Genomic DNA, 25162 nt, shown 5'->3' on the forward strand with positions numbered 1-25162 from the left:
GTGCTGCCACTGGCCGGTTGCAGTGGACCCCTGTCGGCGCTGGATCCGGCCGGCGAGAGCGCCCGGTCGGCTGCCTGGCTGTGGTGGGGGATGCTGGGTTTGCTGGGCACCATCATGCTGGTGGTGTTTGCCTTATGGTTCCTGGCCCTGCGCCGTGGCCCGGCAAAGACCGAAGCCGATGCCGGGCGGACCGCCAGGTGGTGGATTATCGGTGGCGGGCTGGTACTGCCCATGACCGTCATCGTACTGATCCTGGCGTTCGGCATTCCCCTGGGTCAGCGCATGCTGCCGTTACCTGTTGCCGGTGGCGAGCCGCTACAGATCAACGTGACGGCCCGTCAGTGGCAATGGCAGGTGAACTACCCGGATACCGGAATCCGCCTGACGGACGAGGTCCACATACCGGTAAATACCCCGGTGGACCTCCACTTGGCCAGCGATGACGTGGTCCATTCCTTCTGGGTACCCAGGCTTGGAGGCAAACTGGATATGATCCCCGGGCACACCAATGTCCTGCGACTGCAGGCAGACGAACCCGGCACCTACCGGGGGCAATGCGCGGAGTTTTGCGGAACCGGGCATGCGCACATGCAGTTCCGGGTGGTTGTGCATGACCAGGCCGGATTCCGGCGCTGGCAACAGGGGGTCAGGGAATGAGCCAGGCGCCTTCAGCGGAACAGCAGGCACGCCACGACCGGTTTGAGCGGGTGTGGGGCAACCGGCCCGGGTGGGGCGCCCTGTCTGCCGTCAACCACACCACCGTTGGTCTTCGCTTCCTGGTCACCGGGCTGGCCTTCTTCCTGGTGGGTGGCCTGCTGGCCATGCTGATCCGCACCCAGCTGGCCCTGCCGGAACAGGAGATCATCGGCGCCGATCTGTACAATCAGCTGTTCACCATGCACGGCACGGTGATGATGTTCCTGTTCGCCATTCCGGTACTGGAAGGCGCCGCCATGTACCTCATCCCCAAGATGATCGGTGCCCGTGACCTGGTGTTCCCCCGGCTGAGTGCGCTGGGGTATTTCTGTTACCTGTTCGGCGGCCTGATCATCCTCTCCAGCCTGTTCCTTCAGATCGCACCGTCCTCCGGGTGGTTCATGTATACCCCGTTGAGCAGCAGCGAGTTTTCACCGGGCATGGGCTCCGATTTCTGGCTGTTGGGTATCACTTTCGTGGAGATTTCCGCCATTTCCGCCGGGGTGGAGCTGGTGGTCTCGATCCTCCGGTCCCGGGCGCCAGGCATGAGCCTGCAGCGAATGCCGCTGTTCGCCTGGTATATCCTGGCCATGGCCCTGATGATCATTTTCGGCTTTCCGCCGCTGATTCTCGGCAGTGTGCTGCTGGAGCTGGAACGGGCCGCCGGCTGGGTGTTCTTTGCGGTGGAGGGCGGTGGCGATCCGTTGCTGTGGCAACACCTGTTCTGGCTCTTTGGCCATCCGGAGGTGTACATCATCTTCCTGCCGGCGGCGGGCATTGTTTCCACGCTGATTCCGGTGTTTGCCGGCCGGCCCATTATCGGTTACCGCTGGGTCGTCCTGGCCATCATCATGATGGGCTTTGTCAGTTTCGGGTTGTGGGTGCACCACATGTTCACCGTGGGGATCCCGCAGATGGCACAGGCGTTTTTCTCCGTGGCCAGCATGCTGGTGGCCGTTCCAACGGCGATCCAGATCTTCGTATGGCTGGCGACCCTGTGGGCTGGTAAGGTGCGGTTCCACCTGCCCATGTTGTGGGTAATGGGGTTTCTGATTGTGTTTGTGTGCGGGGGCCTCACTGGCGTCATGCTGGCCCTGGTGCCCTTTAACTGGCAGTTGCACGACACCCACTTCGTGGTGGCGCACATGCACTATGTGCTGGTGGGGGGCATGCTGTTCCCCCTGGTGGCCGGGCTGTATTACTGGCTGCCCCACGTATCCGGTCGCATGCCGTCTGACAGCATGGGGCGGTGGGGGTTCTGGCTGTTCTTTATCGGCTTCAACATGACCTTCCTGCTGATGCACCTGACCGGTCTGCTCGGCATGCCCCGGCGAGTCTATACCTACGAGGCAGGCCTGGGCTGGGACTGGCTCAACCTGCTGTCGTCGGTAGGCGGGTTTGTCATGGCCGTCGGCGTCGCGACGGTGATCCTCGATATCGTCCTGCACTTCCGCTTCGGCCGCAGGGCGGCCCCCAACCCCTGGCAGGCGGATACCCTGGAGTGGGCCATCCCGATGCCGGTGAACGCCTACAACTTTGCCAGTATCCCCGAGATCCGCTCCCGCCATCCCCTGTGGGACCAGCCGGAACTGATGCAGAGTATTCCTGCCGGTGAGCACCGGCTCAGCCGGATCGAGGACGGACGGCGGGATACCATCGGCAGTGATGCCATCTCCGGCGAGGCGAGGGAGGTCATGCACCTGCCCAGCAACGCCTGGGAGCCACTGGTTACCGCCGCCTTGCTGGCCGGGCTGTGCCTTTCGCTGCTTCTGAAGACCTATACCCTGGCGGTCGTCTTTGCGGTGCTGGCACTGGTGGCATGCCTGCGATGGAGCTGGGTCAACGGGTTGCATCCTCGCATGGCCCCCCGCGACCGGAGCGGGGAACTGCCCCTGCACTCCCGGACCACAGATGGTCCCGGGCGCTGGGGAATGATCGTGACCCTGATGGCGGACGGAACCCTGTTCGCTTCGTTACTGTTCGGATGGCTCTATCTGTGGCCGGTGGCACCGGACTGGCAGATGCCGGAGCAGTCCCCCCTGAGTGTCTGGGGGCTGCTTGGCAGCGGGCTGGTGCTCGCGGGTGCACTGGGGCTGTGGTGGAGGCAGGTGCAGGGCGCTGTATCTGTGGGTGGATTGGGGCTGGTTACCGGGGTGGGGCTGGTTCACTGTATCGCACTGGGCCTCACTGCCTTTGATGCCGGGCTGGCGCCGGGGAATTCGGCCCACGATTCCATCCTGGCCGTGGTGCTGGCCTACCTCATCTTCCACAGTGGGCTGACGGTGCTGTTGACCGGATTACAGGTTTTTCGGGTCCGCCACGGCTACACCAGTCGGGCTTTGCCCTATGAGTTGCGGGTGCTGCATCCGCTCTGGGGTTACACAGTGGCGGTCTACTGGATCAGTGTTGCCGTCTTCCTGGCGCTGCCGGCCGCATTCGGGGGTGGGGCATGATCCGTCGTCGCTTCTGGCAACATCCGGCCAGTCTGCTGTTGGGACCAGTAGTCTGGGCTGTCTGGTTTGTGGTGCTCTATGCGGTACTTTCGCTGGCTTGCCAGCAGGGTTGGTTGGTGAACGGCGGCGACCATCCTGCCGTCATTAATCTGCTGCTGGCCGGCGCAGGGTTGCTGGTGGCTCTGGGGTTGGTAACCGCAGCCCTGGCGGCCTGGCGAACCCCGTCGCAGTCGGACTTTATACCCCGCACCTCCGCCATGGTGTCGGCGTGTTCGGCGGTGGCGTCATTGCTCCTGGCCGTGCCGGGGCTGATAATGGCGCCTTGTTTGTAAGCGACAGGAGTATTCCTCAAACCGGAACATCAACGCATGCTGGTGGTTGAGGATGACCCGTCAGCCATGCTGCGGGCGTTGCAGAACTACCAACCGCCGGTTCGCAAATGGAGCTGATTCGCTTCGAGCGCGATAAACAGGGACGGATCCTGCTGGCGGTTGCGCCGGTGTACGGGTAAGCTGGTTGCTTAATGCAACCATATAGTCATAACAACCCAGGAGCCGCCATGAACGACATCATCCTGCACCATTACCCCGCCTCCCCGTTTGCCGAGAAAGCCCGCATGATGCTGGGTTTCAAGGGCCTGGCGTGGAAATCCGTCGACATTCCACCGGTTATGCCCAAGCCGGACCTGACCACCCTGACTGGCGGCTACCGCAAAACCCCGGTTATGCAGATCGATGCTGATATCTACTGCGATACCGCCATGATGGCCCGTCAGCTCGATCGCATTCAGCCCATGCCGGCACTGTATCCGAAAGGCAAGGAGGCCATCGCCGCCAGTTCCGCCCAGTTCGCCGACCAGGTGATGTTCCAGCACGGCGTGGCCCTGAACTTCCAGCCCCATGCGGTTGCGGAACGCTTCAAGGGGATGCCGGAGTCGGTGATGAATGCCTTCCTGGCCGATCGCAAGAAGCTGTTTGAAGGCGGTAATGCGTCCCCGCTGCATCCTGCCCAGGCCTTGTCCCAGTGGCCGACCCTGCTCGGTCGCCTGGAGCAGCAACTGGCGGACAGTGGCACCTTCCTGCTGGGCGAGGAACCCTGCATAGCGGACTTTGCCTGGTATCACCCGCTGTGGTTCGTGGCTGGTAACAAGGCATCCGCGCCAGCCCTGGATCCTTATCCCCAGGTGCGTGGCTGGCTGGACGCAGTGGCTGCCTGCGGCCATGGCGAACCCTCAGAGCTTGCCTCCGAGGAAGCCGTGCGTATCGCCCGCGAGGCTGACCCCGCTCCCTTGCCGGAAACGGACTTCACCGATCCCAATGGCCTGGCCATCGGTCAGTCAGTCACGGTGGCGGCGGTGGATTACGGCGTGGATCCGGTGGCCGGCACCCTGCTGTACCAGGATGCCGAAGAAATCATTATCAGCCGTGAAGACGAACGTGCCGGGCATGTTCACGTGCACTTCCCCCGTTATGGCTTCCGGGTGACTCCGCAGAAATAGGCACCGCAGCCGGACAGAAAAAAGCCCCGGTCTCCTGGGAGAGCCGGGGCAAACCGAACGATTATTCTGGCGTTCGGGAGCCGCTTCCAACCTGATCGATCAGGGCAGCAGTACACCGTCAATCACGTGTACCACGCCGTTGCTGGCTTCAATATCCGTGGTGGTGACCGTCGCCTTGTTGCCCTGGGCGTCTTCCAGGGTCACAGCGCCGGATTCGGTGCGGGCAATGACGTCACCGTTCATGGTTTCGATGGTGTATATGGTCTCACCGGTCTCGATCAGGCCCAGCAGCTTCTGGGAAGAGACCTTACCTTCCACGACGTGGTTGGTGAGAATGCCCTGCAGCTGCTCCAGGTTCTCTGGCTTCAGCAGTGACTCGACGGTGCCTTCGGGCAGTGCGGCAAAGGCGTCGTCGGTGGGTGCAAAGACGGTAAAGGGACCCTTGCCGGCAAGGGTTTCAGCCAAGCCAGCTTCAACCACGGCGGTTTCCAGTGTGGTGTGGTTTTCAGAGTTCACCACGATGTCGGTGATGGTCGGCTTGTCTTTCATGTCGCCATGATGGTCAGCCTGGGCTGACGCCATCAGTCCAAAAGAGGCAACCAATGCAATTGCGAACTTGGGCAGATTCATATCTGATTCCTCCTGGGGCAACCGGTTATCGGAGCCCATATGTGGTGTGTTCAGTAGTGTTTGCATCGATGCTGTGGTGGTTTACGGCGGGCTGGCGGGACTGGATTGTTGCGATTGCGAATATTTAATGAATCCCCGGTTTGCGGGCGCAAACCGGGGGCTGGCAAAAGCCCGGTTTACAGACGTTCGCTGTTCTTCAGGGTAATCTGTTCATTGAGGGTCCAGAAATCGTACAGCACCCCGACAAAGAACAACCCGCCGGTAAACAGATAGATAATCCCGGTAACCCACTTGCCCATGTACATCCGGTGGATGCCGAACACGCCCAGGAAGGTCAGCAGGATCCAGCTGATGTTGTAGTTGACCGGTCCCTGCTGGTAACGCAGGTCAGCCTCCCGATCCATGCCGGGTATCAGGACCAGGTCGATGATCCAGCCGATAAACAGCAGCCCCAGGGTGAAGAACCAGATGGTGCCGGTGACGGGTTTGCCGTAATAGAAACGATGGGCGCCCAGGAATCCGAAGATCCAGAGCAGGTAGCCCATAACCACGCTGTGGGTGTTGTTGGTTCGCTGAATTTCCATCAGGTTTCCTTGCTCAGTTGACAGATTGGTTCGAATCACTCCCATCATAAAGCATTTTCCAGAATCTGCGTCCGACGCTATGCTTCTGTCATTCCATGCATTCTGGCAGGGAGGCAGTGTTGCTTATCCGTCGGTACCTGAAGGTGTTGCTCTATGGCCTGTTATTACTGGCGGTGCTGCTGGCGGTCGCCTGGTGGCTGGCCAGGACACAGCTGGAGGCACTGGGGGTAGAGCAGTTCGAGGTGTCTGGTACGAAGCTGGGCTGGAACCGCCTCGCGTTCGATTCAGTCAGTGTCACCTGGACAGGGGATGGCCGTTCGGTGGTGCTCGAGACCCTGGGGCCGGCCATGATCATGGACTGGGCGGACTGGCAGGTCGATCGCCTGGTGGCCCGCTCCGCCAGGATTGAACAGGTGTCCTCAGCCGCCGCAGGCACATCGCCGCGTTCCCCGGGCGCTGACGCACTTCGGCTGAGTCTGCCGGACTCCGTACCATTCTGGTTACCCCGGCATCTGTCGGTGAATAACCTTGAAGCGAACTTTCCCTGTCAGGGTGATCAGTGTCGTTTCAAGGGTGCCCTGCGCTTTGACCGTAATGACAGTTCTGCCACAGCGCAGGTGGATGCCACCCTGGACCGCGGGTCACAAACCCTCACCATACAGGGCGATGTCCAGTTGGGTGACGGCGACGCTGCAGCCCCTGACGGTGAATTGCTGGTCAGCGACCTTTCTCCGTGGTTGTCCGCGCTCGTCAGTAAGCCGTGGCAGTCGCTGCTTCCCCATTCGGCGGTACTCCGGTTTTCCCCGTCCGGACAGCCCGCTGCCGAGGGGCAGTGGCCCATGGCGGTAAAACTGACCACCGAAGGCGGGGCTGCGCCATCCTTTGAAGGTCAGCTAGTGCTGCATGCCGGTGACAACTGGCACCTGGAGGTGGCTCATGGACGGCTCACCGCAACGGTGGATCGGTGGCAACAGTCTGGCTGGGTTCTGGACGATATACGGGCCACCCTACCCTTCAGGGGCCGGGTTTCACCGGATGGGAGTCGTGTCACCCTGTTGCCAGGGGCTGTCGTTCAGGTAAGCCACGGTGATCCATTGTCTACCGATGACCTGGTGTGGCTGGACGACCTGGCCTTGTCGGCGGAAGGGCTGTCCCTGCAACAGGTCAATGGCGAACTGAGAGTAGAGGGCCCGGTTGAACTCAGTGCCGGTGAAATCCGGCATGATGCCCTCGTCACCCAGGGCTGGGGGCTGGCAGCGGATGTGAACTGGGCGGGTGAACTGGTTGTTGATGGCACGCTGGCAAGCGATGCCGGCATGACAGTGCCATTGCGGGGTCGTTACCACCAGAAGGACGGATTACAGGTCGAGGCGTCCATGACGCTGAATTCCGGTAACCAGGCCAACCAGCTTTCCGAAACGTTGAGGGCTTGGCCCGGGTCACTGACCATTGAGGAGGGCGAGGCGCGACTTGCCAGTGAGCTGACCTGGCACCCCGAAAGTCCACTCACGGCGGATGCCACCCTGACGTTCGCCGGGGCCTCGGGCCTGTATGAGGAAATGGCCTGGCAGACACTTTCGGGGCAGGTTCAGGCGAGCCTGGCGAATGACCGGTTGACCATCGGCACATCGGATCTTGAGCTCGCTGATCTAAACCCGGGCATGCCCATAGGCCCGGTCAGGCTGGCTGGTACCTATGGCGCTGCCCTTGCGGAGTCAATGGCCGGCGAACTGAAGCTGGATAGTGCCGAAGCGGGGTTTGCCGGCGGTACCCTGAGCGTGGCCCCGCACACCTGGCAGCTGGACACGATGCCGATCAGCGTCCCTGTCACGGTGCAGGGCCTGCAGTTGTCCAGGCTGATGAACCTCTATCCCACCGAAGGCCTGGCCGGTGAGGGAACGCTGGAAGGTGAGTTGCCATTGATGATCAGCGATCGGGGTGTGCGCATTGACGGCGGGCACCTTTCAGCGCTGCCACCCGGAGGGCGTCTGCAGTTGCCAGCGGACAAACTGCAGGCCATGGCTGCCACTAACGAGGCCATGGCACTGGTTGCACGGGCCATGGAGGACTTTCACTATGAACAGCTCGAAAGCGGGATCAGCTACTCCGAAGACGGTACCCTGGTGCTGGACCTGCAACTTCGTGGCAACAGCCCCGGGGTGGACAGCGACCGCCCGGTGGTGCTCAATATCAATCTTGAGGAGGATATACCGGCATTGCTCACCAGCCTGCAGTTGAGCGGTCGGGTCAATGAAGCGGTTACCGAAAGGGTCCGCGAACGTTTGCAGCAGGACGGTGTTGATACCCAATAGTCAGGTCTTCGCCATGGGGAGAGGCCAGAACAGGCAAGGAGAGACCATGAAGCCAAGAACCCGAGCGGGAGCGGCAGTCGCCGCAGTATTGCTGGGCAGTTTGATGGCCGCCTGCACCCCGACCGTGCAGATGGCCGCGCCCAAGGAGCCCATCACGGTCAATCTGAACGTAAAGATCCAGCATGAGATCTACGTAAAGGTAGACCGGGAAGTGGACGAACTCTTTACCGACCAGGGCCTGTTTTGAGCCCGGTCAGCATGGTTTCAAGGAGCTGCATGATGACATTGTTCAAATACGCTACGACTTTGCTGGTGGCCATGATGCTGGCACTGCCGGTGTTAGCCCTGTCCCTGGATGAGGCCAAGAACCGCCTGGAAAGCGCCAAGAGTGAAGGGCAGGTGGGTGAGATGCCAACAGGATACCTGGGGGTGGTATCCGGGGGCGGCGATGCCGAGGCGATTGCCGAGGCTATCAATGAAGCCCGGCGTGCGGAATACGCCCGTATTGCTGAAAAGCACAACATCCCTGTCACTCAGGTAGAGGCTGTCGCTGGCAAGAAGGCTATGGAGAAAACGCCCTCCGGCCAGTACATACAGGCAAACGGGCGCTGGGTCCGTAAGTAGGGGAGAGGGGTATGGCTTGTGAAGGCAAGACTGTACCCGCTCCCTCTGGTATTTAGTCCTGTAGGCAGCTATCTTTGCAGATGCACGGGGCACCGGATATCGGTCCGGGGTCCTGCTGATCAGGAGAGTCGAAATGAAAACAATAACCGACCAGCTGGCCAACTACGCCAGCTATCACCGCGACAGACGCAACATCATCACCCACTTCATCGGTATTCCGATGATCGTGGTAGCCATCGCCATCCTGCTGGCCCGTCCCGCATTCGACGTTGCCGGCGTTACCATGTCCCCGATCTGGTTTATCGCCCTGGCAAGTGTTCTTTATTACCTGGTTCTTGACCTTCGCTTTGGCGTTGTCATGGGTTTGCTCATGGCCCTGGCCGTCTGGGTTGGTATGCAGGTGGCTGCCTTGTCCACGACAGCCTGGCTGGCCTGGGGTATCGGACTGTTCGTGGTGGGCTGGGTCGCGCAGTTTATCGGTCACTATTATGAAGGTCGCAAGCCGGCCTTCGTGGACGATATCGTCGGATTGCTGATCGGGCCACTGTTCGTGGTGGCAGAGGCGGCCTTCGGGTTCGGGCTCTGCAAATCCCTGCAAGAGGAGGTCGATCGTCGCGCTGGACCCGTCCATAACGGCCAGGGCGGAGCGGCGGCAAGCCAATAGGACCCGATTGCGAACCCGCCGCCAGCGTCGCACAAGCGCCCAGGGCAGGGAACCCCGTCGATTGTACCGATGTTTCACCGGCTGCCCGGCTCCCGCCGGGCGGGCTGTTACAGATCCTTTTACTGGAAGCCAAGATGTCTCCGACCCCGGAACGCCCGAACCTGTTGATTATGGTGACCTGCGGGTTGCTCACCAGCCTGGTGGTTATTGCCTTTGCCCGTATGGCTTATGGGGTGATTTTGCCGCCCATGCGCGCGGACCTCGGCCTGAGTTACCAGCAGGCGGGGGTTCTGGGCACCATTACTGCCCTGGGTTATCTTTTGTTCGTGCTGGCGGGAGGGGTGGCCGCTGCCCGTTTCGGGGCAAAGCCGACAATCGTGTTTGGCCTGATCTCGGTGGCGCTGGGCTTCGCCGGACTGACCGTAGCTTCCCATTACTGGTTGTTGCTGGGGCTGATGGCGCTTCTGGGCTTTGGTACAGCCTTCAGCTTTGCACCCATGGTGGCGCTGCTGGCCACCTGGTATCCGGAAAAGCGGGGGCTGGTGATCGGTCTTATGACCAGTGGTGTGGGTATGGGTATGTTGCTGGTAGGCGCCCTGGTTCCCATGATGACCAGCCTGTTCGGAGACAACGGCTGGCGTGTCAGCTGGGGCATTTTTGGTGGCGTCGCAGTAATCGTGGCTGTTTTGATTACGGTGTTTGCCAAGGATCCACCCCGGCTGGCGACAGGCTCTGGTGAAGCGCCTCCGTCAGACGACAAGTGGCTGATCTACCGGAACCACCGAGTGGTTACCGTCGCCACGGTGTACGGCATCATCGGTGTAACCTACATCGTACAGGCCATCTTCATGATCAGTTTCATGGTGGAGGAAGGCCACGCGGAATCAACAGCCGGGGCGTTCATGGCGATGATGGGCCTGATGTCCATCGCGGCGGGGCCCCTGTGGGGCTGGCTGTCTGATCACTGGGGGCGTGGTAACGCCCTGACGGCGTCCCTGGCACTGGTGACCCTGGCCATGGGGCTGCCCCTGCTTGACCAGTCTCTGTTCACGTTCTTCCTGCACTTCCTGGTCATGGGATTATCGGTAAACGGCATGTTTGCCCTGATCCAGGCCAGCGCCACGGACCAGGTGGCGCCCAGGTATATTCCCATCGCATTCAGCTTCGTTACGGTGTTCTTTGCTTCCGGGCAGCTGGTGGGTCCGGCGGTGGCGGGTTGGCTGATCGAGTCCAGCGGTGGCTTCCGGGTCGCGTTCGGATTTACCTTTGTGGTGTTGCTGGCAGGTGTCTGGTTGACCCTGCGTATCCGGCGCTTCCCGGCCGAGGTTGCCGTTGGGGCGCCATCCGCCGGAGGTTAGTGCAGCAGCCCCGGCTGCCGCTCAGGCTCGTTGCGCCTCGCCGGTCCAGGGTGCTCGGCAGACAACCCGGTTGCGGCCAGCCTCTTTCGCCTCGTATAGGGCCAGGTCTGCCTGGCGAATCAGCTCGTCCGGTGGTACTTCGCGATAGCTGCAGGCCACACCTGCTGACAAAGTGACGGAGAATAGGTTTTCGCCCATCGCTACCGGCGTCTTTTCGAACATGCGCCGGTAATCCTCGGCCCGGGCTTCGGCGGCTTCCAGGCCTGTACCTGGCAGTACCACCAGGAATTCTTCCCCGCCAAACCGGCAAACGATATCGCTGCCCCGGGACAAGGCGGTCAGCACGCTGGCCAGCTGGTTGATCACCAGGTCTCCGGCACTGTGCCCGTGCAGGTCATTCACGCCCTTGAAGTGATCCAGGTCGATCAGTACCAGGCTCAGGGGGTCGCCCTGTCGCAGACAGCGCGTCATTTCCCGGTGCAGGCTGTCTTCCAGGTAGCGACGATTGTACAGCCCGGTCAGGGGGTCACGGTTGGCCTGTTCCTGTAATTGCTCCTGGAGCAGGCGGTTTTCCTCGATTTGCCGTTTGAGTTCCTGTTCCGTCAGGCGTTGCCGTTCACGGGCATCATGCAGGATAAGGTTGCGGCTGAAGGAGACATGCCCGACCAGTAGCAGATACATGGAGATGGAACTTATGGCCAGCACTGTGGTGATCCAGTGGGTCGCGGGCTGGAACCAGAAACCGGCAAACAGGCCACCGGCCACAACACCGCCGGCGAGGCCGGTCAGGGCCTGGAACGTGCCGGGCAGGCCCCGGAACACCATCAGGTTCATGGTGATGCTGATACCGAGGATAAAGGTGATCCATACCGGAAAGCCCAGGCCAGCGATCCACAGACCGAAAATAACCGCGTCGATCACCAGGTTGTTGAATTCCGAATGCATGGAATCGGCTGATTGCCGGGCCCTGAGATACGCCAGCTGTGGCCATACCAGAAAGCTCACCGCGAGGGTCGGGTATAGCCAGGGAGAGAGTTGTTGCAACCAAACGTGGCTGGCGAGGGTAAGGAATGCCGCTACAAAGGAGACGCTCCGGTTGCGCCGGTTCATGTTAACAACCCAGTGCGGCTGGGGGCTCGGAGTATGACGGGTGACGGACATTAGCAATACGGCCTGCTTCCACTACAATCCGGAGATCGCGTTCCTGCGATTCAAGTGTCTCAGTATAGGACACGTCCACTGAATTTGCGCGAATTTTTGGCGATAATCCCCGGATAACTTGCGCTCTGTCCATCTCTTTGAGGAGGGGCTAAAACTGCCGGGCTCGCCAGCAAGATGTCCCATCGGTAATTCTACGACCCTTTAAATACTGCCTTCCCGGTGCAATATTGAAGTTATCTCTTGCCCGGGCAGGCGGGACACTGGCGAACGTATCTGGTTCCCGAGTCACAAGCCCTGTACCGCGCATGCACCTGGAGGCAAACCGCAACCGGTGCACCTATCACATCGAAGAATCAGGGAGGCGCCATGAACAAATCACTATCCGCTGCCATCACGACCATGCTGCTGATCACCTCTTCAGCCTGGGCCGCCTCTCCCGAGAGCCAGGCGATTCGTCCAACCGGCGATAACATGCCGGACGCATCCCCCACGGAGCAGGCAGACAGGGCAGGCTACCGCAACGCCGAGGAGCGTCGCGGAGGCCAGCGGGGTGACCAGATGCGCGAGGAGCGCAAGGAAATGCGTGATGAGCATCGAGGTGAGCAGAATGGTTATCAACGGCGCCATGATGACGAGAACCGGGAGCGCCGTGGGAACAACGCCCCGGAATGATTCCAGGACTGAGGCCCCGGTAGTTCCGGGGCCCGTATCGTTTACCGGATTACTTGATGGCCACCGGGTTCACCGGTGAGCCGGTACCCTGTTCAACCTTCAGTGGCGCAGCCACCAGCATGAAGCTGTACTGACCGTCTTCGGCACTGTCTGCCGCCAGGTCATCCAGCCACAGGATCTCTGACAGCACCACACCCATATCCCGCATCAGCGCACCATGCAGCGGAATAATGTAGGTCTGCCCATCGATTTCCTGGACCACTTTCTCAACCGCAATGTTGTCGGTAGCAATCATCGGGGTTTCCATCTCGTCCAGCCAGCTCAGCAGTTCATTGCTGTGGCACAGGCCGGGCTCGTTCATGGCGTTCCATTCTTCGTCCGGTTCCTCTTCCCAGAAACGGGCGATGGAACCGGTGCGGATCACCAGGATGTCCCGCTTGTTGATGGTGGTGCCCTGGGCCTCCGCCGTGGCCTCCAGGTCTTCAAGGTTGATGCAGGTGTTTGTGGGCAGGCGATGGAGGTCATCGCTGCCCATATGGCGGCCTACATCCAGCAAGACTGCTCGACCGACAATGCCTTTCTCGCCGATCTCACCGACGTCTGCATGGGAGTGACCGTGCACGGAGGTTTCCTCACCCTTGCCGCCGTAGATCTGATTGCCATACCAGGCGTGGGCCAGGCCATCCACGTGGGTGGTGCCCTGCAGGTACATAAAGGCGACGTCGTCCGAGTATTTCATTCCGCCCGGGGACGGTTCCGCCTTGCCGGCCTTGTAAACGCCGGCGTCAGTGGCCATAAAGTGCTGGGTGGGCACCCGGCCGGGGAACACGGGGCCCGAACCTGAGGTCATGGGGATCTGCAGGGTGAAGGTTTTGCCGCTTTTGATGGTACCGGCACCATTCTTCACCTGGTCCTCACCCAGGTAGTTGAGGGCGCCTACCTGGTCGTCCTCGCCCCACTTGCCCCAGTTATTGGGAGCGTTGCTTTGCAGGGTATCCATGGGCGTCTGCTGTGCAAGGGCCACAGTGGACAGTCCGGCAATCAGGGTTCCTGTGCACAGGGCCAGGAGGGATGGTTTGAAGGGCATGGTTGTTCTCCTTGTTGCGTTGCTTGTTGTTGTGATTAACCACCGGCGGCAACGGCCGCCGGTGGGTGGTGCAAGGGAGAAAGTGGTAGCCGTAGTGTAGTTGTTATCTACGGGTTTTCAGTCGAACAGAACCACCTGTCGCACTGCCTTACCGGCAGCCAGTTTCTCGAATCCTTCGTTGATCTGGTCCAGGGTCAGGGTGTCACTCAGCAGTTTGTCCACCGGCAGTTTGCCCTGGCGGAACAGGCTCACGTAGCGGGCGACGTCGCGCACGGGTACGCAACTACCCACGTAACTGCCCTTGAGCGTGCGTTCTTCCGCCACCAGGCTGACCTGTTGCAAAGCGACCTTCTTTTCCGGGTGGGCGAGGCCGCCGGTTACCGTGGTGCCACCGCGGCGGGTGATCTGGTAGGCAAATTCCAGGGCTTTCTCGGAGCCGGCCATTTCGATGGCACAGTTGACGCCGCCGTTGGTGAGCTGTTTGATCTTGTCCACCACGCCCTCTTCACCGGAGTTGAAGGTGTGGGTCGCGCCCAGTTCCTTCGCCAGGGCCAGCTTGCTGTCATCCAGGTCGATGGCGATCACCTCACTGGCACCTGCCACCAAGGCGCCCAGCACGCTGTTCAGGCCTACGCCACCCAGGCCCACGACGGCCACGGTCTGTCCGGCCTTGATATCGGCGGAGTTGATCGATGCACCGACCCCGGTCAGCACCGCGCAACCGAACAGGGCAGCGTGGTGCAGGGGGAGTTCCGGGTCGACTTTTACCAGCGAATCCCGTGATACCACCGCATGGTCGGCAAACGCGGAAACCCCCAGGTGATGGTTGATGGCAGTGCCATCGGCCCGGTGCAGTCGGTGCTCGCCGTTCACCAGGGTGCCGGCGTTGTTGGTCTTGGCGGCTGGCTCGCACAGGGCCGGGCGACCCTCGGCGCAGGGCTCACAGTGACCGCAGCTGGGCACGAATACGGCGACCACATGGTCACCGGGCTTGAGGTCCCGCACGCCGTTACCCACTTCCTTTACAATGCCGGCAGCCTCGTGGCCCAGGGCCATGGGGACCGGACGCGGGCGGTTGCCGTCGATAACGGACAGGTCCGAATGGCACAGGCCGGCGGCTTTGATTTCCACCAGCACCTCGTTATCGCCGGGGGGATCCAGCTCCAGCTCCTCAATAACCAGGGGCTTTGTTTCGGTGTAAGGGCGCTCGGCGCCAATCGCTTGCAGTACCGCAGCACGAATTTTCATGGTTGTTCTCCTTGTTCGGATCCATCAGTAATCGGTCAGTCCCGATGATTCTGACGTATCCCTGCGACCTTGTGAAACCGCGCCCCGCTCGATCCGCCAGGTGGCGTCTACCAGGTCGGCGGAATGGCTGTCATCGGACTCGGCAATAAGCACGGTCAGACCCTCGCCCCGAAGGTCGGCAATCACCGCAGACAGACGCTTGGCCAGTACCGGTGCCACTCCTTCAAAGGGCTCGTCCAGCAAGATCATTTCCCGGCCGGGAATCAGGGCGCGGCCCAGGGCGACAAGCTTCTGCTGGCCCCCGGAAAGCTGCAAGGCCTTACGCTCGCCAAAGTCGGCGATTTCCGGCATCAGTGAGTAAACCCATTTCAGGCGCTCTTCACCATCCCGGATCTTGTTGGCCCAGGCCGGCATCAACATGTTCTCGGTGACCGTCAGCTCCGGGATCAGGCGCCGGTCTTCAGGCATGTAACTGATACGCATGTTGGCCCGGCGGTGGGAGGGCAGCCGGGTGATGTCCTCGCCCTTGAAGGTGATCGTACCCTTGTCCGGTGGCAACAGGCCCATAATGGCGCGGATCAGGGTGGTCTTGCCGGCACCGTTGTGGCCGATCAGCCCCGCCATCTTGCCAGTGGGAATGGTCAGGTTGATGTCCCGGAGTATCTTGATGCCCTCAATGGAGACGTCGAGATTGGATATTTCAAGGCTCATATCAGGCGTCTCCCCCGGTTGCGGCTGGTTTGTGTTGCTTGCCGGTGACCAGTTCCTGTACTTGCTCATCGGCCAGGACCTCGTCCACCGGACCGTCCTTGATCACCACGCCACTGGCGAAGGCCAGCACCCGGGTGACATAGCGCTGCACAATTTCCATATCGTGTTCCACGAACAGCACGGTCAGGCCGCGGGCACGGACCGCCTCCATGACAGTGTCCATCAGGGTGTATTTCTCTTCCATGCTGACCCCACTGGTGGGTTCGTCCAACAACAGCATGCGGGGGTTGCCCAGCATGGCGATGGCGATATCCAGAAGTTTGCGCGCCCCCTGGGGCATGGCCGTTACCATCTCGTCCCGGTACTCGGTGATGTGCATCTGTTCGAGGATTTCCTCCGCTGCCTTCAGGCGTTCCGGGGTATGCACCGGGCGCAGCATCTGGAACTGCTTGTGCTCTGCTGCGGCCAGGGCAATGGACAGGTTGTCGATCACCGGCAGTTCCAGGAACAGCTGTGGTATCTGGAACGAGCGGGTCAGCCCCTTGCGCATCAGCTTGCGGGGGCCAAGGCCCTTGATGGGCTTGCCGTCAAAGGAGATCACCCCCTTCGAGGGCGGCAGGTACCCGGTTACCATATTGATAAACGTGGTCTTACCGGCCCCGTTGGAGCCGATGACCCCGACAATTTCCCCTTCGGTAATGGTAACGTTGATGTCTTCCGCGGCCGTCACCGCACCGAAATAGCGGGACAGCCCCTCGGTTTTCAGAATCTCGGTCATGAGGCGGCCCCTTTCTTGCGGGTGAACAGACTCCAGATCCCTTTGGGCAGGAACAGGATGATCAGCAGCAGCACAATGCCGAGGATCATCTGCCAGGCATTGGGGGCCAGTTCAACGGCGTAGGTTCGCACCAGCGTGAAGATCAGCGCCGCAATGAACGGTGCGGCCACATGGCCGGTGCCACCGAGGATGGCGATGAACACGAACTCGCCGGAAATGGTCCAGTAGGCCATGGTGGGGTCCACGTGGCCCGCAGCCAGCGCCGTCATGGAGCCGCCGACCGAGCCAATGGCCGCCGCAATCACGTAGTTGATGTACAGGATCTGCTGGCGTGAGATCCCCATGTATTCCACGCGCACCTCGTTTTCCCGTATCGCCTCACAGGCCAGGCCAATACTGGACTTGAAGTAGCGGTTCAGGAACAGGGCGATCACCAGCGCCACGGCAATGGCCAGCATCAGCGCCATGTTGGCACCATCGCTGGTTTCCGAGTCGAACCAGAGCAGCGTCCAGTCCACCACCCCGAAGCCGTCGGTACTGCCCAGCCCATGGCTTTTCACCAGGATGCCGTACAGGATCATGGAAAACGCCAGCGACAGCATGGCGAAGAAGATCTCCCGGTACCGCGTCACCAGTAATCCGAGAATCATGGCAATGGCCACCGTGGCCACCACACCGAGGCCGATCAGCACCAGGGCGTCGGTAATGCCCAGGAAGCGTCCGCCCAGGCCTACGGCATAACCACCAAGGCAGTAGAACAGGCCCTGGCCGAAGGAAACCAGCCCGGCCCGCATCAGCATAACCACGCCCATGACCACCAGGCCGGTGGAAATGGCCAGCGTGAGCGTGAAAACCAGCCAGTTGGGGCTGAACTGGGCGGCAATGGCAACGGCGATGGCAACGCCGATCAGTGACAGTTCGGTTCTGTCTGCTTTCATCATATTTTCCTCGCAACCGCCTGACCAAAGAGCCCGTGGGGCCGGAATACCAGTACCGCGGCCATGACGGCGTAGATGATGAACAGTTCCAGCTCGGGCATGGTGTGAATCGAGGTGGCCCTGGCGAGGCCGACGATGATGGCGCCGATCGCGGCACCGGTAATGCTGCCGAGCCCGCCGGTAACCACCACGGCGAAGGCCAGCACGATGACTTCAATACCAATACCGGGCACCACGGAGATGATCGGTGCGGTGATGCCACCGGCGATGGCACCCAGGGTGGCGCCGATCATGAAGGTAATGGTGAACATGCGGCCCACATTCACACCCATGGCTTTCGACACTTCCCGGTCATGGATAATGGAACGCAGGATCTTGCCGATACGGGTGCGCTCCAGCCAGAACCAGAGGCCGACGCCAATCACGATGGAAACCGCCAGTACCATCAGGTCATAGCGGGACACGGTCAGTACGTCGATATTGATCCGTCCCATGGCCGCATAGGGCTGGTAGGCGAAATAGGGTGTGGTGCCCCAGATCAGTTTCATGACGTCTTCAAGAATCAGCAGTACGGCAAAGGTGATGATCAGCATCAGGATCTCATCACGGCCGTACATGATGCGCAGCAGGCCCCGTTCGATGGCGAGGCCGGTGACCGCGCCGATGGCGACGGCACACACCGCGATAATGGCAAAGGCCATCCACAGCTGGTCGCCGCCGTCGGCGTAGTACCAGCCCAGGGCCGAGGCGGCGGCGTAGGCGCCCAGGGCATAGAGGCTGCCGTGGGCCATGTTGAGTATGCGCATAACGCCGTAGATGACGGTCAGCCCGGCTGCCACCAGGAACAGCCAGGAGGCGTAGATAAACCCGTCAATCAGTATCGCCCAGACGGTTAACATCAAGGGTTACTCCTGTGTGTGAGTACACCGGTGGCGCGGAGGCCACCGGTGATCGGTTAAACGAATGGATCAGTCGCAGCTGGAGCCGGGGAAGCCCTCTTTGATCCACTCCTGGGCGTTGTAGCCGTCCGGGGCCGACACGCAGTCACCGGCGTAGGACTTCACGTTACGCAGTTCGGCCTGGCCGTCCTCGAAGTGATATTCACCGTAGAGCATGGGCTGAACCGCCTGGTGACCACCGGCCAGGCCCATATTGACGGTGCCACTGACGGATTCGAACTTGGCACCCTTGAGGGCAGCCGCCAGTTCTTCAGAGCTGGGCACGCCGTCGGCGCCGGAGTTATCCGCAGCGTACTTCAGGGCCAGGATGGCCTGGGCCGCCTTGGAAGCGGGGTAGCTCGGCGGGGTGCCATGCTCTTCCTCGTAGGCCTTGCTGAACCACTCGCTCAGGTCGTTCTCCGGCATGAAGCCGCCGAAGGGACCACGGCCGCCCAGAATGGTGCCGTTGGGCGCCTGGCCATCAAACCGGTGCAGGCCGGATTCACCCGTGGTCAGCAGGGCGGTTGCCTGGGCCAGCAGGCCGCGGGCGTTGGCCTGTGCCACGAAGGACTCCATGTCGCCCCCCCACATGGAGGAATGCACGATTTCCGGTCGGCGGGTCTGCAGCGCCGAAATCTCGGTACCGTAGCTGCCCTGGAAGATCTGCGGGGTCTGGTTGTTGACGATTTCTGCCTCAGGCATTAGCTGTTCCATGGCGAGGGTGAAATCCTGCCAGGAGTCCTGGCCCCAGGCGTAGTTCTGCTGGATGCCGGCGATGCGCTTGGCGTCCGGGCGGGTCTCGGCCAGGTAGCGGGCGGCACCGACGTTATCTGCAACCGCGTCCAGACCGGTACGGAACACGTACTTGGGGTCTTCCAGCTCCTCGAACATGCGGGAAGTGCCGCAGTCGAAGGCAATGGTGAAGGTCTTCATCTCTTCCGCGACCGGGCCCACGGCCAGGCAGTCGCCGGAGGAGATGTAGCCGATAACCGCATTAACGTTCTGGCGCTCTACCAGGTTGCGGTATTCCTCCACCTGCTTGGTAGGGCCACCGGCTTCGTCCACTTCAACCATTTCGAGGGTCAGGCCGTTCACGCCTTTGGAATCATAGGGCGCGGGCAGGGTGCCTTCGTTGATGGCGTCTACCACCACTTTCGCGCCTTGCGAGGCCGGCACACCGAAGGGGCCGGATGCGCCACCGGACAGGAAGGTGACAAAGCCTACCTTGAAACTGTCCTGGGCGTGGGCAGTAGCCGTCAGGCCCATAACGCCGGCGGAGGCCAATGCCACCGAGGTCGCCGTGCTGAGCAGGGTTTTCTGCCAGATGTTTCGTTGTTGGATTGTTTTCATTGCGTGCTCCTTGGTTGTTTTTGTGCGCTTACGGATGCTGCATGGGTTTCAGGTTGTCGGCGGCTAACCGCCGGTTTCTCCACGTCGCTTTCGGATCAAAGCGGGCGAGGGTTTGAGGGATTCGGCATCGTAGACTCGCCAGTTGCCCAGCATTACCCGGGCCGGCGGAAAGCGGTCATCGGGGACCGGTGTGCCGATGGCCTGGGCCTGGGCTATCTGGTGGGTATGCGGGTCGATATAGGAGGTAAATCCGTCCGGGTCCTTGGGCAGCGGAACTTCCAGCCCCTCCAGGGCAGTAATCATGGCCCGGGTATCGCTGACGTCGCCGGCCTGGCCGATGGCCCGGGCAATGGCCATCATGCCGGCCCAGGCGCCCTGGGCCGAGTAGCTGGGGTATCGACCGGAAAGGTCATGGAAGTCCTGCACGAACTGCCGGTTACGGTCAGTGTCCGGCCAGTTGACGTGGTGCCGGGCAGACAGGATCAGTCCGGGAGGCGGTTCGGCACCGAGTGCGACCAGCGTCTCGTAGTCACCACCGGTGTCAAAGTTGGCCACCCGCATCTGCTCGAACAGGCGGGTGGTGCGGGCCTGTTCAATAAAGGCCGTAAAATCACCGCCCCACAGGCCGACGACCAGTATGTCCGGCGGGTTTTCCAGCAGTGACTGGATATAAAGGGAATAGTCCGGCTCATACAGCCGTGGCCAATAGGTGCCGGTCTGTTCAAACTGGACGCCTTCCAGCGCCAGTGCCTGTTGCAGGTCCCGCCAGGCGACACGGCCGTACTCGTAGTCCGGGCCCAGGAACGCCAGCTTCTGCCAGTCGTTCTCCCTTTGCAGTTCTTTCAGGTAGCGGGCGCCGGCGGCGTGGGAGGTCCAGGTGTCGCTGGACACCCGGAAGTAGTAGTCATGGCCTTCTTCCAGGGCGGCTCTGGACGAGGCGTGGTCGGTACCGACAAGGATGACCTGTTTCTGTCGGGCGAGTCGGCTGACCGCCATCGCCACGCCCGAGCTGACAATGCCGCAGAGAATATCGGCGTCGTCGTTGCGCAGGAAATCCTCGGCCATGCGCACGGCAAACGACGCCTTGGAGCGGGAGTCATCCACGATCACGCGAAGGTGAGGGCTGTGTGGATCCCGGGCCAGTTCCCGCAGCGCCAGGCGAATGGCCACGATACTGTCACGGCCATAGCTGGCAGACCGCCCGGTCATGGGGTACATGCAGGCAATGGTGGCGTCCGCCTGGTCTTTGGGGGCACCGAGTTCCACCCGGCCCACCGGGGCATCGGCCGGCAGGGCGATGGCGGGCGGTGAAGCCAGCAGCCATAACAGGGCGGTCATGGCTGAGGCCCAGCCAGGGAGGCCCTGCCTGATGCGGGCCTGAAATCTTTTGGTGTCGTTATAACGATGGCGGGTGAGGGGTCCCGACACATCTGCCTCCTGATCCGGTTAACCCGGTATCGGATGATCGTTTGTTATTGTCTGATGCGGAAACCTGTAGCAAAAGCGGGACCAACGCGGTGAGCTGTTCCGTTGCGGGCTGCCGGAAAGGTTGTGATCGGATACTGAGCGGAAACCGCTCATTAACACGGATCGCCTTGAGCGAAATCCGCTCAGGGCGATGGTCAGAGAAGTCCCAGTCGCTGCAGGCGGCGCTTGAAGGCGTGCCGGGACATCCCCAGCTGTTCCGCGGCCTTGCCCTTGTGGCCGCCCGTCTGATCAAGGGCCTGGCGGATCATCTGGCGTTCGGTATGTTCAAGCTTTTGCTCAAGTGAGGTAGTTGCGGCCTGGTCGGACGTGGAGTCTTCCACCGGGTGGAATTCGTGGGGTAGCTGGTCCGGACGAATACGCTGGCCCGGGTGCAGGATGGTGAGCCGCTCCACCAGGTTGCGAAGCTCCCGCACGTTACCCGGCCAGTTATAGGCCTGTAATCGCTCCAGGGTTTCCGGCGGAATGGTCACCGGGCGGCAGCCTTCCTCGCGGGCCTGGGCCTCGATGAACCTGTCGAGCAGCTCCTGAAGGTCTTCGCCCCGCTCCCGCAGTGGCGGAATGGTCAGCTCGATAACATTGAGCCGGAAGTACAGGTCTTCCCGGAAGCGCCCGGCACGGACTTCCTCCTCCAGGGACCGGTTGGTGGCTGCGACCACCCGCACATCCGCCGTATGACTGGCCGTGGCCCCCACCGGCCGGTAATCCCCGTTTTCCAGGAAGTGCAGGAACTTGGCCTGCAGGGACAGGGGCAGCTCGCCGATCTCGTCCAGGAACAGGGTGCCGCCGTGGGCCAGACTCACCAGGCCGGAGCGCTTCTGGTGGGCGCCGGTGTAGGCGCCCTTTTCAGCGCCGAACAGCTCCGCCTCGATCAGCTGTTCGGGCAGCGCGGCGCAGTTGATTTCCACAAAGGCACCTTCTGCGCGCGGGCTTTGTTCATGGATGGCCCGGGCCACCACCGCCTTGCCGGTACCGGATTCACCCAGCAACAACACCCGCCCGGTACTGCTGGACGCAACTCGTTGCACCGTTTGCCAAAGGGACTGCATGGCCTGGCTGGAGCCCACCAGTCCGGAGGCGTTGGCGCTTCGTTGACGGTGGTAGTCCAGTTCCTCCCGCATGCGGGCACGGTCGGTCACCGTATCGATGATGTGCAACAGCTCGTCGAGGGCAAAGGGCTTGGTCAGGTAATCGGTCGCCCCGGCCTTTACCGCCTGGACGGCGGCGCGAGTGTCTCCATGGGCGGATATCATGATCACTGGCAGGCCGGGATACAGCCGGGTGACCTCCGCCAGAACCTCCATGCCGTGCATGCCCGGCAGCCGCAAGTCCAGTAACACCAGGTCAGCCGGTTCGTCCGCCAGCAGTGTCAGGGCGTCTTCGCCAGTGTGGGCGCTGCGAGTATGGAAGCCGGCCTCGCTGAGGGCGAAGGCCATGGAGCGGACGAAGCTCTTTTCGTCGTCAACGATCAGGATCTGTGAGCGCATCATGGGGCTTTGCTGTTGATTGTTCTTTTGTGTGAGACGGGGAAGCGAGTTCCAGCTTATCACTGTTTGCCGTCGGCAGGGTGACGGACACGGTGGTGCCCTCACCCGGGACGCTGTGGATCTGAAGATCGCCACCGTTCAGTTCGATCAGCTGGCGGGTAATGCTCAGACCCAGCCCGGTGCCATCCTGACGTGTCGTGAAGAAAGGTTCGGTCACCCTGCGCAGGGTCTCCGCGTCCATGCCGCAACCGGTATCGGTGATGTCGACGCTGATTCGGTCCCCGTTGCGGAAGGCACGCAGGTGCACGGTGCCACCGGGCTCACAGGCTTCGATAGCATTGGCCAGCAGGTTGACCAGGCACTGAATGACCTGGTCCGGGCTGGCATATACGGCCAGGCGGGAGTCGCCGGTGGCAGACACGGTCACCTGTCGCTGGTCCGCCAGGCCGGAGGTCAGCACGGTGGCGTGGCGGAACACCCGCCGGATACCCACGGCCTGGGGTTCCCCGGCGACAGGGCGGCCGTAATCCAGGAGGTCACCCACCACCCGGTTCAGCCGGTCGATCTCTTCCTCCACGGCCACCAGGAGGTCCCGTCTCTGGTCATCGGGCTCACCCTTCTCCAGCGCCTGAACCGTGAGTTTGATGGTGGCGAGGGGGTTGCGCACCTCGTGGGCGACGCCGGTGGCGAATTCGCCCAGCACCGCCATCTTCTCGGCTTGCACGGTGCGACCGATCATATCCTGCAGCCGGTCGGCCATGGCGTTGAATGAATGGGCCAGTACGTCGATCTCGTCCTGGTCATTCTTCGGAGTCTGTAGCCGGAAATGCAGGTCCCCGCTGGCGAGGGTTTCGGCACCGTCCACCAGCCGGGTTACCCGCCGTCGCAGGCTGCGGGCCAGGGCCCAGAACAGGGCCACCGTCCCCAGTGCCATAACGCCAGCCAGGGCGTAGAGCCCCCACTGGGCGCTGCGCAGGGGGCTGAGGATTTCGCCAGCTGCGACCTGATAGTCGATACGCCAGCCCGGGAGTACCTCCGGGCCGGGTTGCAGGTTTTCCGGTGGCGACTGTACCGGGTTCCCGGTTGGCTCGAGCAGGTCACCGGCCGGGGTCCGCAGATAGGGGCGCAGCACACCTGCCAGGTTTTCCGTGCGCATCAGCTCGGTGAGGGAGGCCAGCCGGACATGGAGCCCGATAGCACCAGCCACTTACTGGCGAGTGGGGTCCCGTAGCGGCTGGCGGATCAGTAGCCAGCCAGGGCCGGAGTTATCGGCACGCTGGGGACCGATGACCTCGCTGTTACCCAGGGTGATCAGCGGTAATCCACGAAGCGTCCAGTTGTCCCGGTCCCAGTAGGGCGGTCCGGAAGCAGCCTGTCCCGGCACGACCTCGGTCAGTTCATCCCGGTTATTGAAGAACAGGATGCCGTAGAGATCCGGTGAGTCTGCTTCAACCCTGACCAGTTCCCGAACGCCATCCGGCACCGCATCGCTGAAAGCCAGGTAAAGGGGCATGGAAGGATGGGTGGACAGGGTTTCCAGTTGATAGATCCGGTTCTCGATAAAGTTGGTCAGCCGGTTGGCGGTGCCGGCCACCTGGGCTTCCAGGCGCTCACCCGCCAGCCGTTCCGTCACCGAATCCGCTACGGCTGCGTAGAGGCTGCTGAGGATGGCCACGGAGCCGATAATCAGCGTGAGTGAGAGTAGGGAGTAGCGCCCTACCAGGCTGAACCTGGGTTTCATGGTCCGTTCCGTCGTTATTTTTATCAAAATGCGATAATATTTTTATATATTTTGAGAAAAAAGGATAAATCGCCATGTCTGATACAGGAGTTTCACCGGGCAGTTCACGTAAAACAGCCACGGGAAGCACTACGCTGACCAAGGCCTGTGTCTTGCTCAGGGCGGTAGCGACCATCTTCCCAACGGGCGGCAGCCTTTCTCATATTGCCCGCGAGGTTGGCATGAACACAGCCACGGCACACCGACTTCTGACAGCGCTTTCGAATGAAGGCCTGCTTACGTTTGACCCTTACGCCAAAACCTATCACATCGGGTTTGACCTGCTGCGAATGGCTGAATCGGCCCAGGAGGTTGCGCCTGACCTGAGATTACGCCACGCGCTTCAACCGGTACTGGGTCGGATCGCAGCCAGAACTGAAGATTACACCTACCTGAGTATCCGGGCGAACAGAGATGCAGTATGCATCGATGTTGCCGAGGGCACCTACCCGGTTACAGCCAATACGCTGGTTGCTGGAGCTCGTCGACCACTGGGTATTGGTGCGGCCGCTGTCGCCCTGCTCGCGGTCCTGCCGGAACGGGAGGTCAAACGGGTGATGGAGCTGAATGCCCCTCGTTACCCCCGCTACTCCGGTATTACCCGCGAGGAAGTTGAACAATGGCTGCACCAGGCTAGGAGTCTGCGCGGCAGAAGTATTTTGAGCAAGTGACCCCGCCGCGTCGAATCACAGTTCGGCCCGAGAACGT

General features: G+C 61.5%; 25 protein-coding genes. 11 read left to right on the top strand and 14 right to left on the bottom strand.

The features are described from left to right. The 4 genes from coxB to MLC59_RS15640 all read left to right on the top strand — a co-directional run bounded on the left by coxB (nucleotide 1) and on the right by MLC59_RS15640 (nucleotide 4647). The gene (coxB, locus tag MLC59_RS15625; RefSeq protein WP_248236147.1) at nucleotides 1-657 is read left to right on the top strand and encodes a cytochrome c oxidase subunit II; all 657 of its coding nucleotides are present in this window, start codon (nucleotides 1-3) and stop codon (nucleotides 655-657) included. Further along, on the top strand, nucleotides 654-3149 hold the full coding sequence (gene ctaD, locus MLC59_RS15630) for a cytochrome c oxidase subunit I (protein ID WP_248236159.1): 2496 nt from the start codon (nucleotides 654-656) through the stop codon (nucleotides 3147-3149). The genes coxB and ctaD overlap by 4 nt, the downstream gene beginning before the upstream one ends. Then, a complete protein-coding gene (locus MLC59_RS15635) occupies nucleotides 3146-3481 on the top strand; it encodes a hypothetical protein (protein WP_248236162.1) in 336 nt (111 codons plus the stop codon). Before ctaD ends, MLC59_RS15635 begins: the two co-directional genes overlap by 4 nt. Before the next feature lie 227 nt (nucleotides 3482-3708). Next, complete coding sequence (locus MLC59_RS15640) at nucleotides 3709-4647, top strand: glutathione S-transferase family protein (protein WP_248236166.1); 939 nt, start codon at nucleotides 3709-3711, stop codon at nucleotides 4645-4647. Between the two features lie 99 nt (nucleotides 4648-4746). Here the strand turns inward: MLC59_RS15640 and MLC59_RS15645 are convergent, their stop codons facing one another. Together MLC59_RS15645 and MLC59_RS15650 are read right to left on the bottom strand one after the other, a co-directional pair. Next, nucleotides 4747-5277 carry a fasciclin domain-containing protein gene (locus MLC59_RS15645; protein WP_248236168.1) on the bottom strand — a complete coding sequence of 177 codons (531 nt, stop codon included), beginning with the start codon at nucleotides 5275-5277 and terminating at the stop codon, nucleotides 4747-4749. 176 nt (nucleotides 5278-5453) lie between these two features. After that, nucleotides 5454-5861, bottom strand: coding sequence for an NINE protein (locus tag MLC59_RS15650; RefSeq protein WP_248236170.1), 408 nt, complete (start codon nucleotides 5859-5861; stop codon nucleotides 5454-5456). A gap of 119 nt (nucleotides 5862-5980) precedes the next feature. On the opposite strand from MLC59_RS15650, the gene MLC59_RS15655 reads away from it, so the two are divergent. From MLC59_RS15655 to MLC59_RS15675, 5 genes are all read left to right on the top strand, one after another. Continuing rightward, on the top strand, nucleotides 5981-8173 hold the full coding sequence (locus tag MLC59_RS15655; RefSeq protein ID WP_248236172.1) for an intermembrane phospholipid transport YdbH family protein: 2193 nt from the start codon (nucleotides 5981-5983) through the stop codon (nucleotides 8171-8173). Nucleotides 8174-8219: 46 nt separating this feature from the next. Then, nucleotides 8220-8420 (top strand): YnbE family lipoprotein, encoded by a 201-nt coding sequence (locus tag MLC59_RS15660; protein ID WP_248236174.1) that lies wholly within the window; start codon nucleotides 8220-8222, stop codon nucleotides 8418-8420. 32 nt (nucleotides 8421-8452) lie between these two features. Next, entirely contained in the window at nucleotides 8453-8797 is a 345-nt protein-coding gene (locus tag MLC59_RS15665; RefSeq protein WP_248236265.1) for a YdbL family probable chaperone protein, read from the top strand. Nucleotides 8798-8930: 133 nt separating this feature from the next. Next, entirely contained in the window at nucleotides 8931-9461 is a 531-nt protein-coding gene (locus MLC59_RS15670; protein WP_248236184.1) for an Mpo1 family 2-hydroxy fatty acid dioxygenase, read from the top strand. A 134-nt stretch (nucleotides 9462-9595) separates the two neighbouring features. Continuing rightward, nucleotides 9596-10819 (top strand): MFS transporter, encoded by a 1224-nt coding sequence (locus tag MLC59_RS15675; protein WP_248236205.1) that lies wholly within the window; start codon nucleotides 9596-9598, stop codon nucleotides 10817-10819. A 21-nt stretch (nucleotides 10820-10840) separates the two neighbouring features. On the opposite strand, the gene MLC59_RS15680 is transcribed toward MLC59_RS15675, so the two are convergent. Next, nucleotides 10841-11929: a sensor domain-containing diguanylate cyclase gene (locus MLC59_RS15680; RefSeq protein WP_248236208.1), complete on the bottom strand. Its 1089-nt coding sequence runs from the start codon at nucleotides 11927-11929 to the stop codon at nucleotides 10841-10843. Between the two features lie 417 nt (nucleotides 11930-12346). Between MLC59_RS15680 and MLC59_RS15685 the strand changes: the two genes are divergently transcribed. Then, the gene (locus tag MLC59_RS15685) at nucleotides 12347-12652 is read left to right on the top strand and encodes a hypothetical protein (RefSeq protein WP_248236210.1); all 306 of its coding nucleotides are present in this window, start codon (nucleotides 12347-12349) and stop codon (nucleotides 12650-12652) included. Nucleotides 12653-12701: 49 nt separating this feature from the next. Here the strand turns inward: MLC59_RS15685 and MLC59_RS15690 are convergent, their stop codons facing one another. The 11 genes from MLC59_RS15690 to MLC59_RS15740 form a co-directional block, all read right to left on the bottom strand. Further along, nucleotides 12702-13739, bottom strand: coding sequence for a cyclase family protein (locus MLC59_RS15690; RefSeq protein WP_248236216.1), 1038 nt, complete (start codon nucleotides 13737-13739; stop codon nucleotides 12702-12704). Between the two features lie 117 nt (nucleotides 13740-13856). Then, complete coding sequence (locus MLC59_RS15695) at nucleotides 13857-14987, bottom strand: zinc-dependent alcohol dehydrogenase family protein (RefSeq protein ID WP_248236219.1); 1131 nt, start codon at nucleotides 14985-14987, stop codon at nucleotides 13857-13859. 24 nt (nucleotides 14988-15011) lie between these two features. Continuing rightward, nucleotides 15012-15698 (bottom strand): ATP-binding cassette domain-containing protein, encoded by a 687-nt coding sequence (locus tag MLC59_RS15700; protein ID WP_248236222.1) that lies wholly within the window; start codon nucleotides 15696-15698, stop codon nucleotides 15012-15014. 1 nt (nucleotide 15699) lies between these two features. Further along, nucleotides 15700-16476 carry an ABC transporter ATP-binding protein gene (locus tag MLC59_RS15705; RefSeq protein WP_248236223.1) on the bottom strand — a complete coding sequence of 259 codons (777 nt, stop codon included), beginning with the start codon at nucleotides 16474-16476 and terminating at the stop codon, nucleotides 15700-15702. Next, a complete protein-coding gene (locus MLC59_RS15710; protein ID WP_248236233.1) occupies nucleotides 16473-17414 on the bottom strand; it encodes a branched-chain amino acid ABC transporter permease in 942 nt (313 codons plus the stop codon). Before MLC59_RS15710 ends, MLC59_RS15705 begins: the two co-directional genes overlap by 4 nt. Continuing rightward, a complete protein-coding gene (locus MLC59_RS15715; protein WP_248236236.1) occupies nucleotides 17414-18313 on the bottom strand; it encodes a branched-chain amino acid ABC transporter permease in 900 nt (299 codons plus the stop codon). The genes MLC59_RS15710 and MLC59_RS15715 overlap by 1 nt, the downstream gene beginning before the upstream one ends. Nucleotides 18314-18382: 69 nt before the next feature. Then, the gene (locus MLC59_RS15720; protein WP_248236238.1) at nucleotides 18383-19702 is read right to left on the bottom strand and encodes an ABC transporter substrate-binding protein; all 1320 of its coding nucleotides are present in this window, start codon (nucleotides 19700-19702) and stop codon (nucleotides 18383-18385) included. 63 nt (nucleotides 19703-19765) lie between these two features. Further along, nucleotides 19766-21130, bottom strand: coding sequence for an ABC transporter substrate-binding protein (locus tag MLC59_RS15725; protein ID WP_248236241.1), 1365 nt, complete (start codon nucleotides 21128-21130; stop codon nucleotides 19766-19768). Nucleotides 21131-21324: 194 nt separating this feature from the next. After that, the gene (locus tag MLC59_RS15730) at nucleotides 21325-22677 is read right to left on the bottom strand and encodes a sigma-54-dependent transcriptional regulator (protein ID WP_248236242.1); all 1353 of its coding nucleotides are present in this window, start codon (nucleotides 22675-22677) and stop codon (nucleotides 21325-21327) included. Then, nucleotides 22649-23881, bottom strand: a complete 1233-nt coding sequence (locus MLC59_RS15735; protein ID WP_248236245.1) for a sensor histidine kinase — start codon at nucleotides 23879-23881, stop codon at nucleotides 22649-22651. Before MLC59_RS15735 ends, MLC59_RS15730 begins: the two co-directional genes overlap by 29 nt. Continuing rightward, entirely contained in the window at nucleotides 23882-24415 is a 534-nt protein-coding gene (locus tag MLC59_RS15740) for a hypothetical protein (protein WP_248236257.1), read from the bottom strand. A 74-nt stretch (nucleotides 24416-24489) separates the two neighbouring features. Here MLC59_RS15740 and MLC59_RS15745 point away from each other — a divergent pair, with 74 nt between their 5' ends. Further along, nucleotides 24490-25125: an IclR family transcriptional regulator gene (locus tag MLC59_RS15745; RefSeq protein WP_248236262.1), complete on the top strand. Its 636-nt coding sequence runs from the start codon at nucleotides 24490-24492 to the stop codon at nucleotides 25123-25125. Nucleotides 25126-25162: the final 37 nt, after the last annotated feature.

Origin of the sequence: Marinobacter bryozoorum (genome assembly GCF_023156245.1) — a bacterium.
Taxonomy (GTDB): Bacteria; Pseudomonadota; Gammaproteobacteria; order Pseudomonadales; family Oleiphilaceae; genus Marinobacter; species Marinobacter bryozoorum.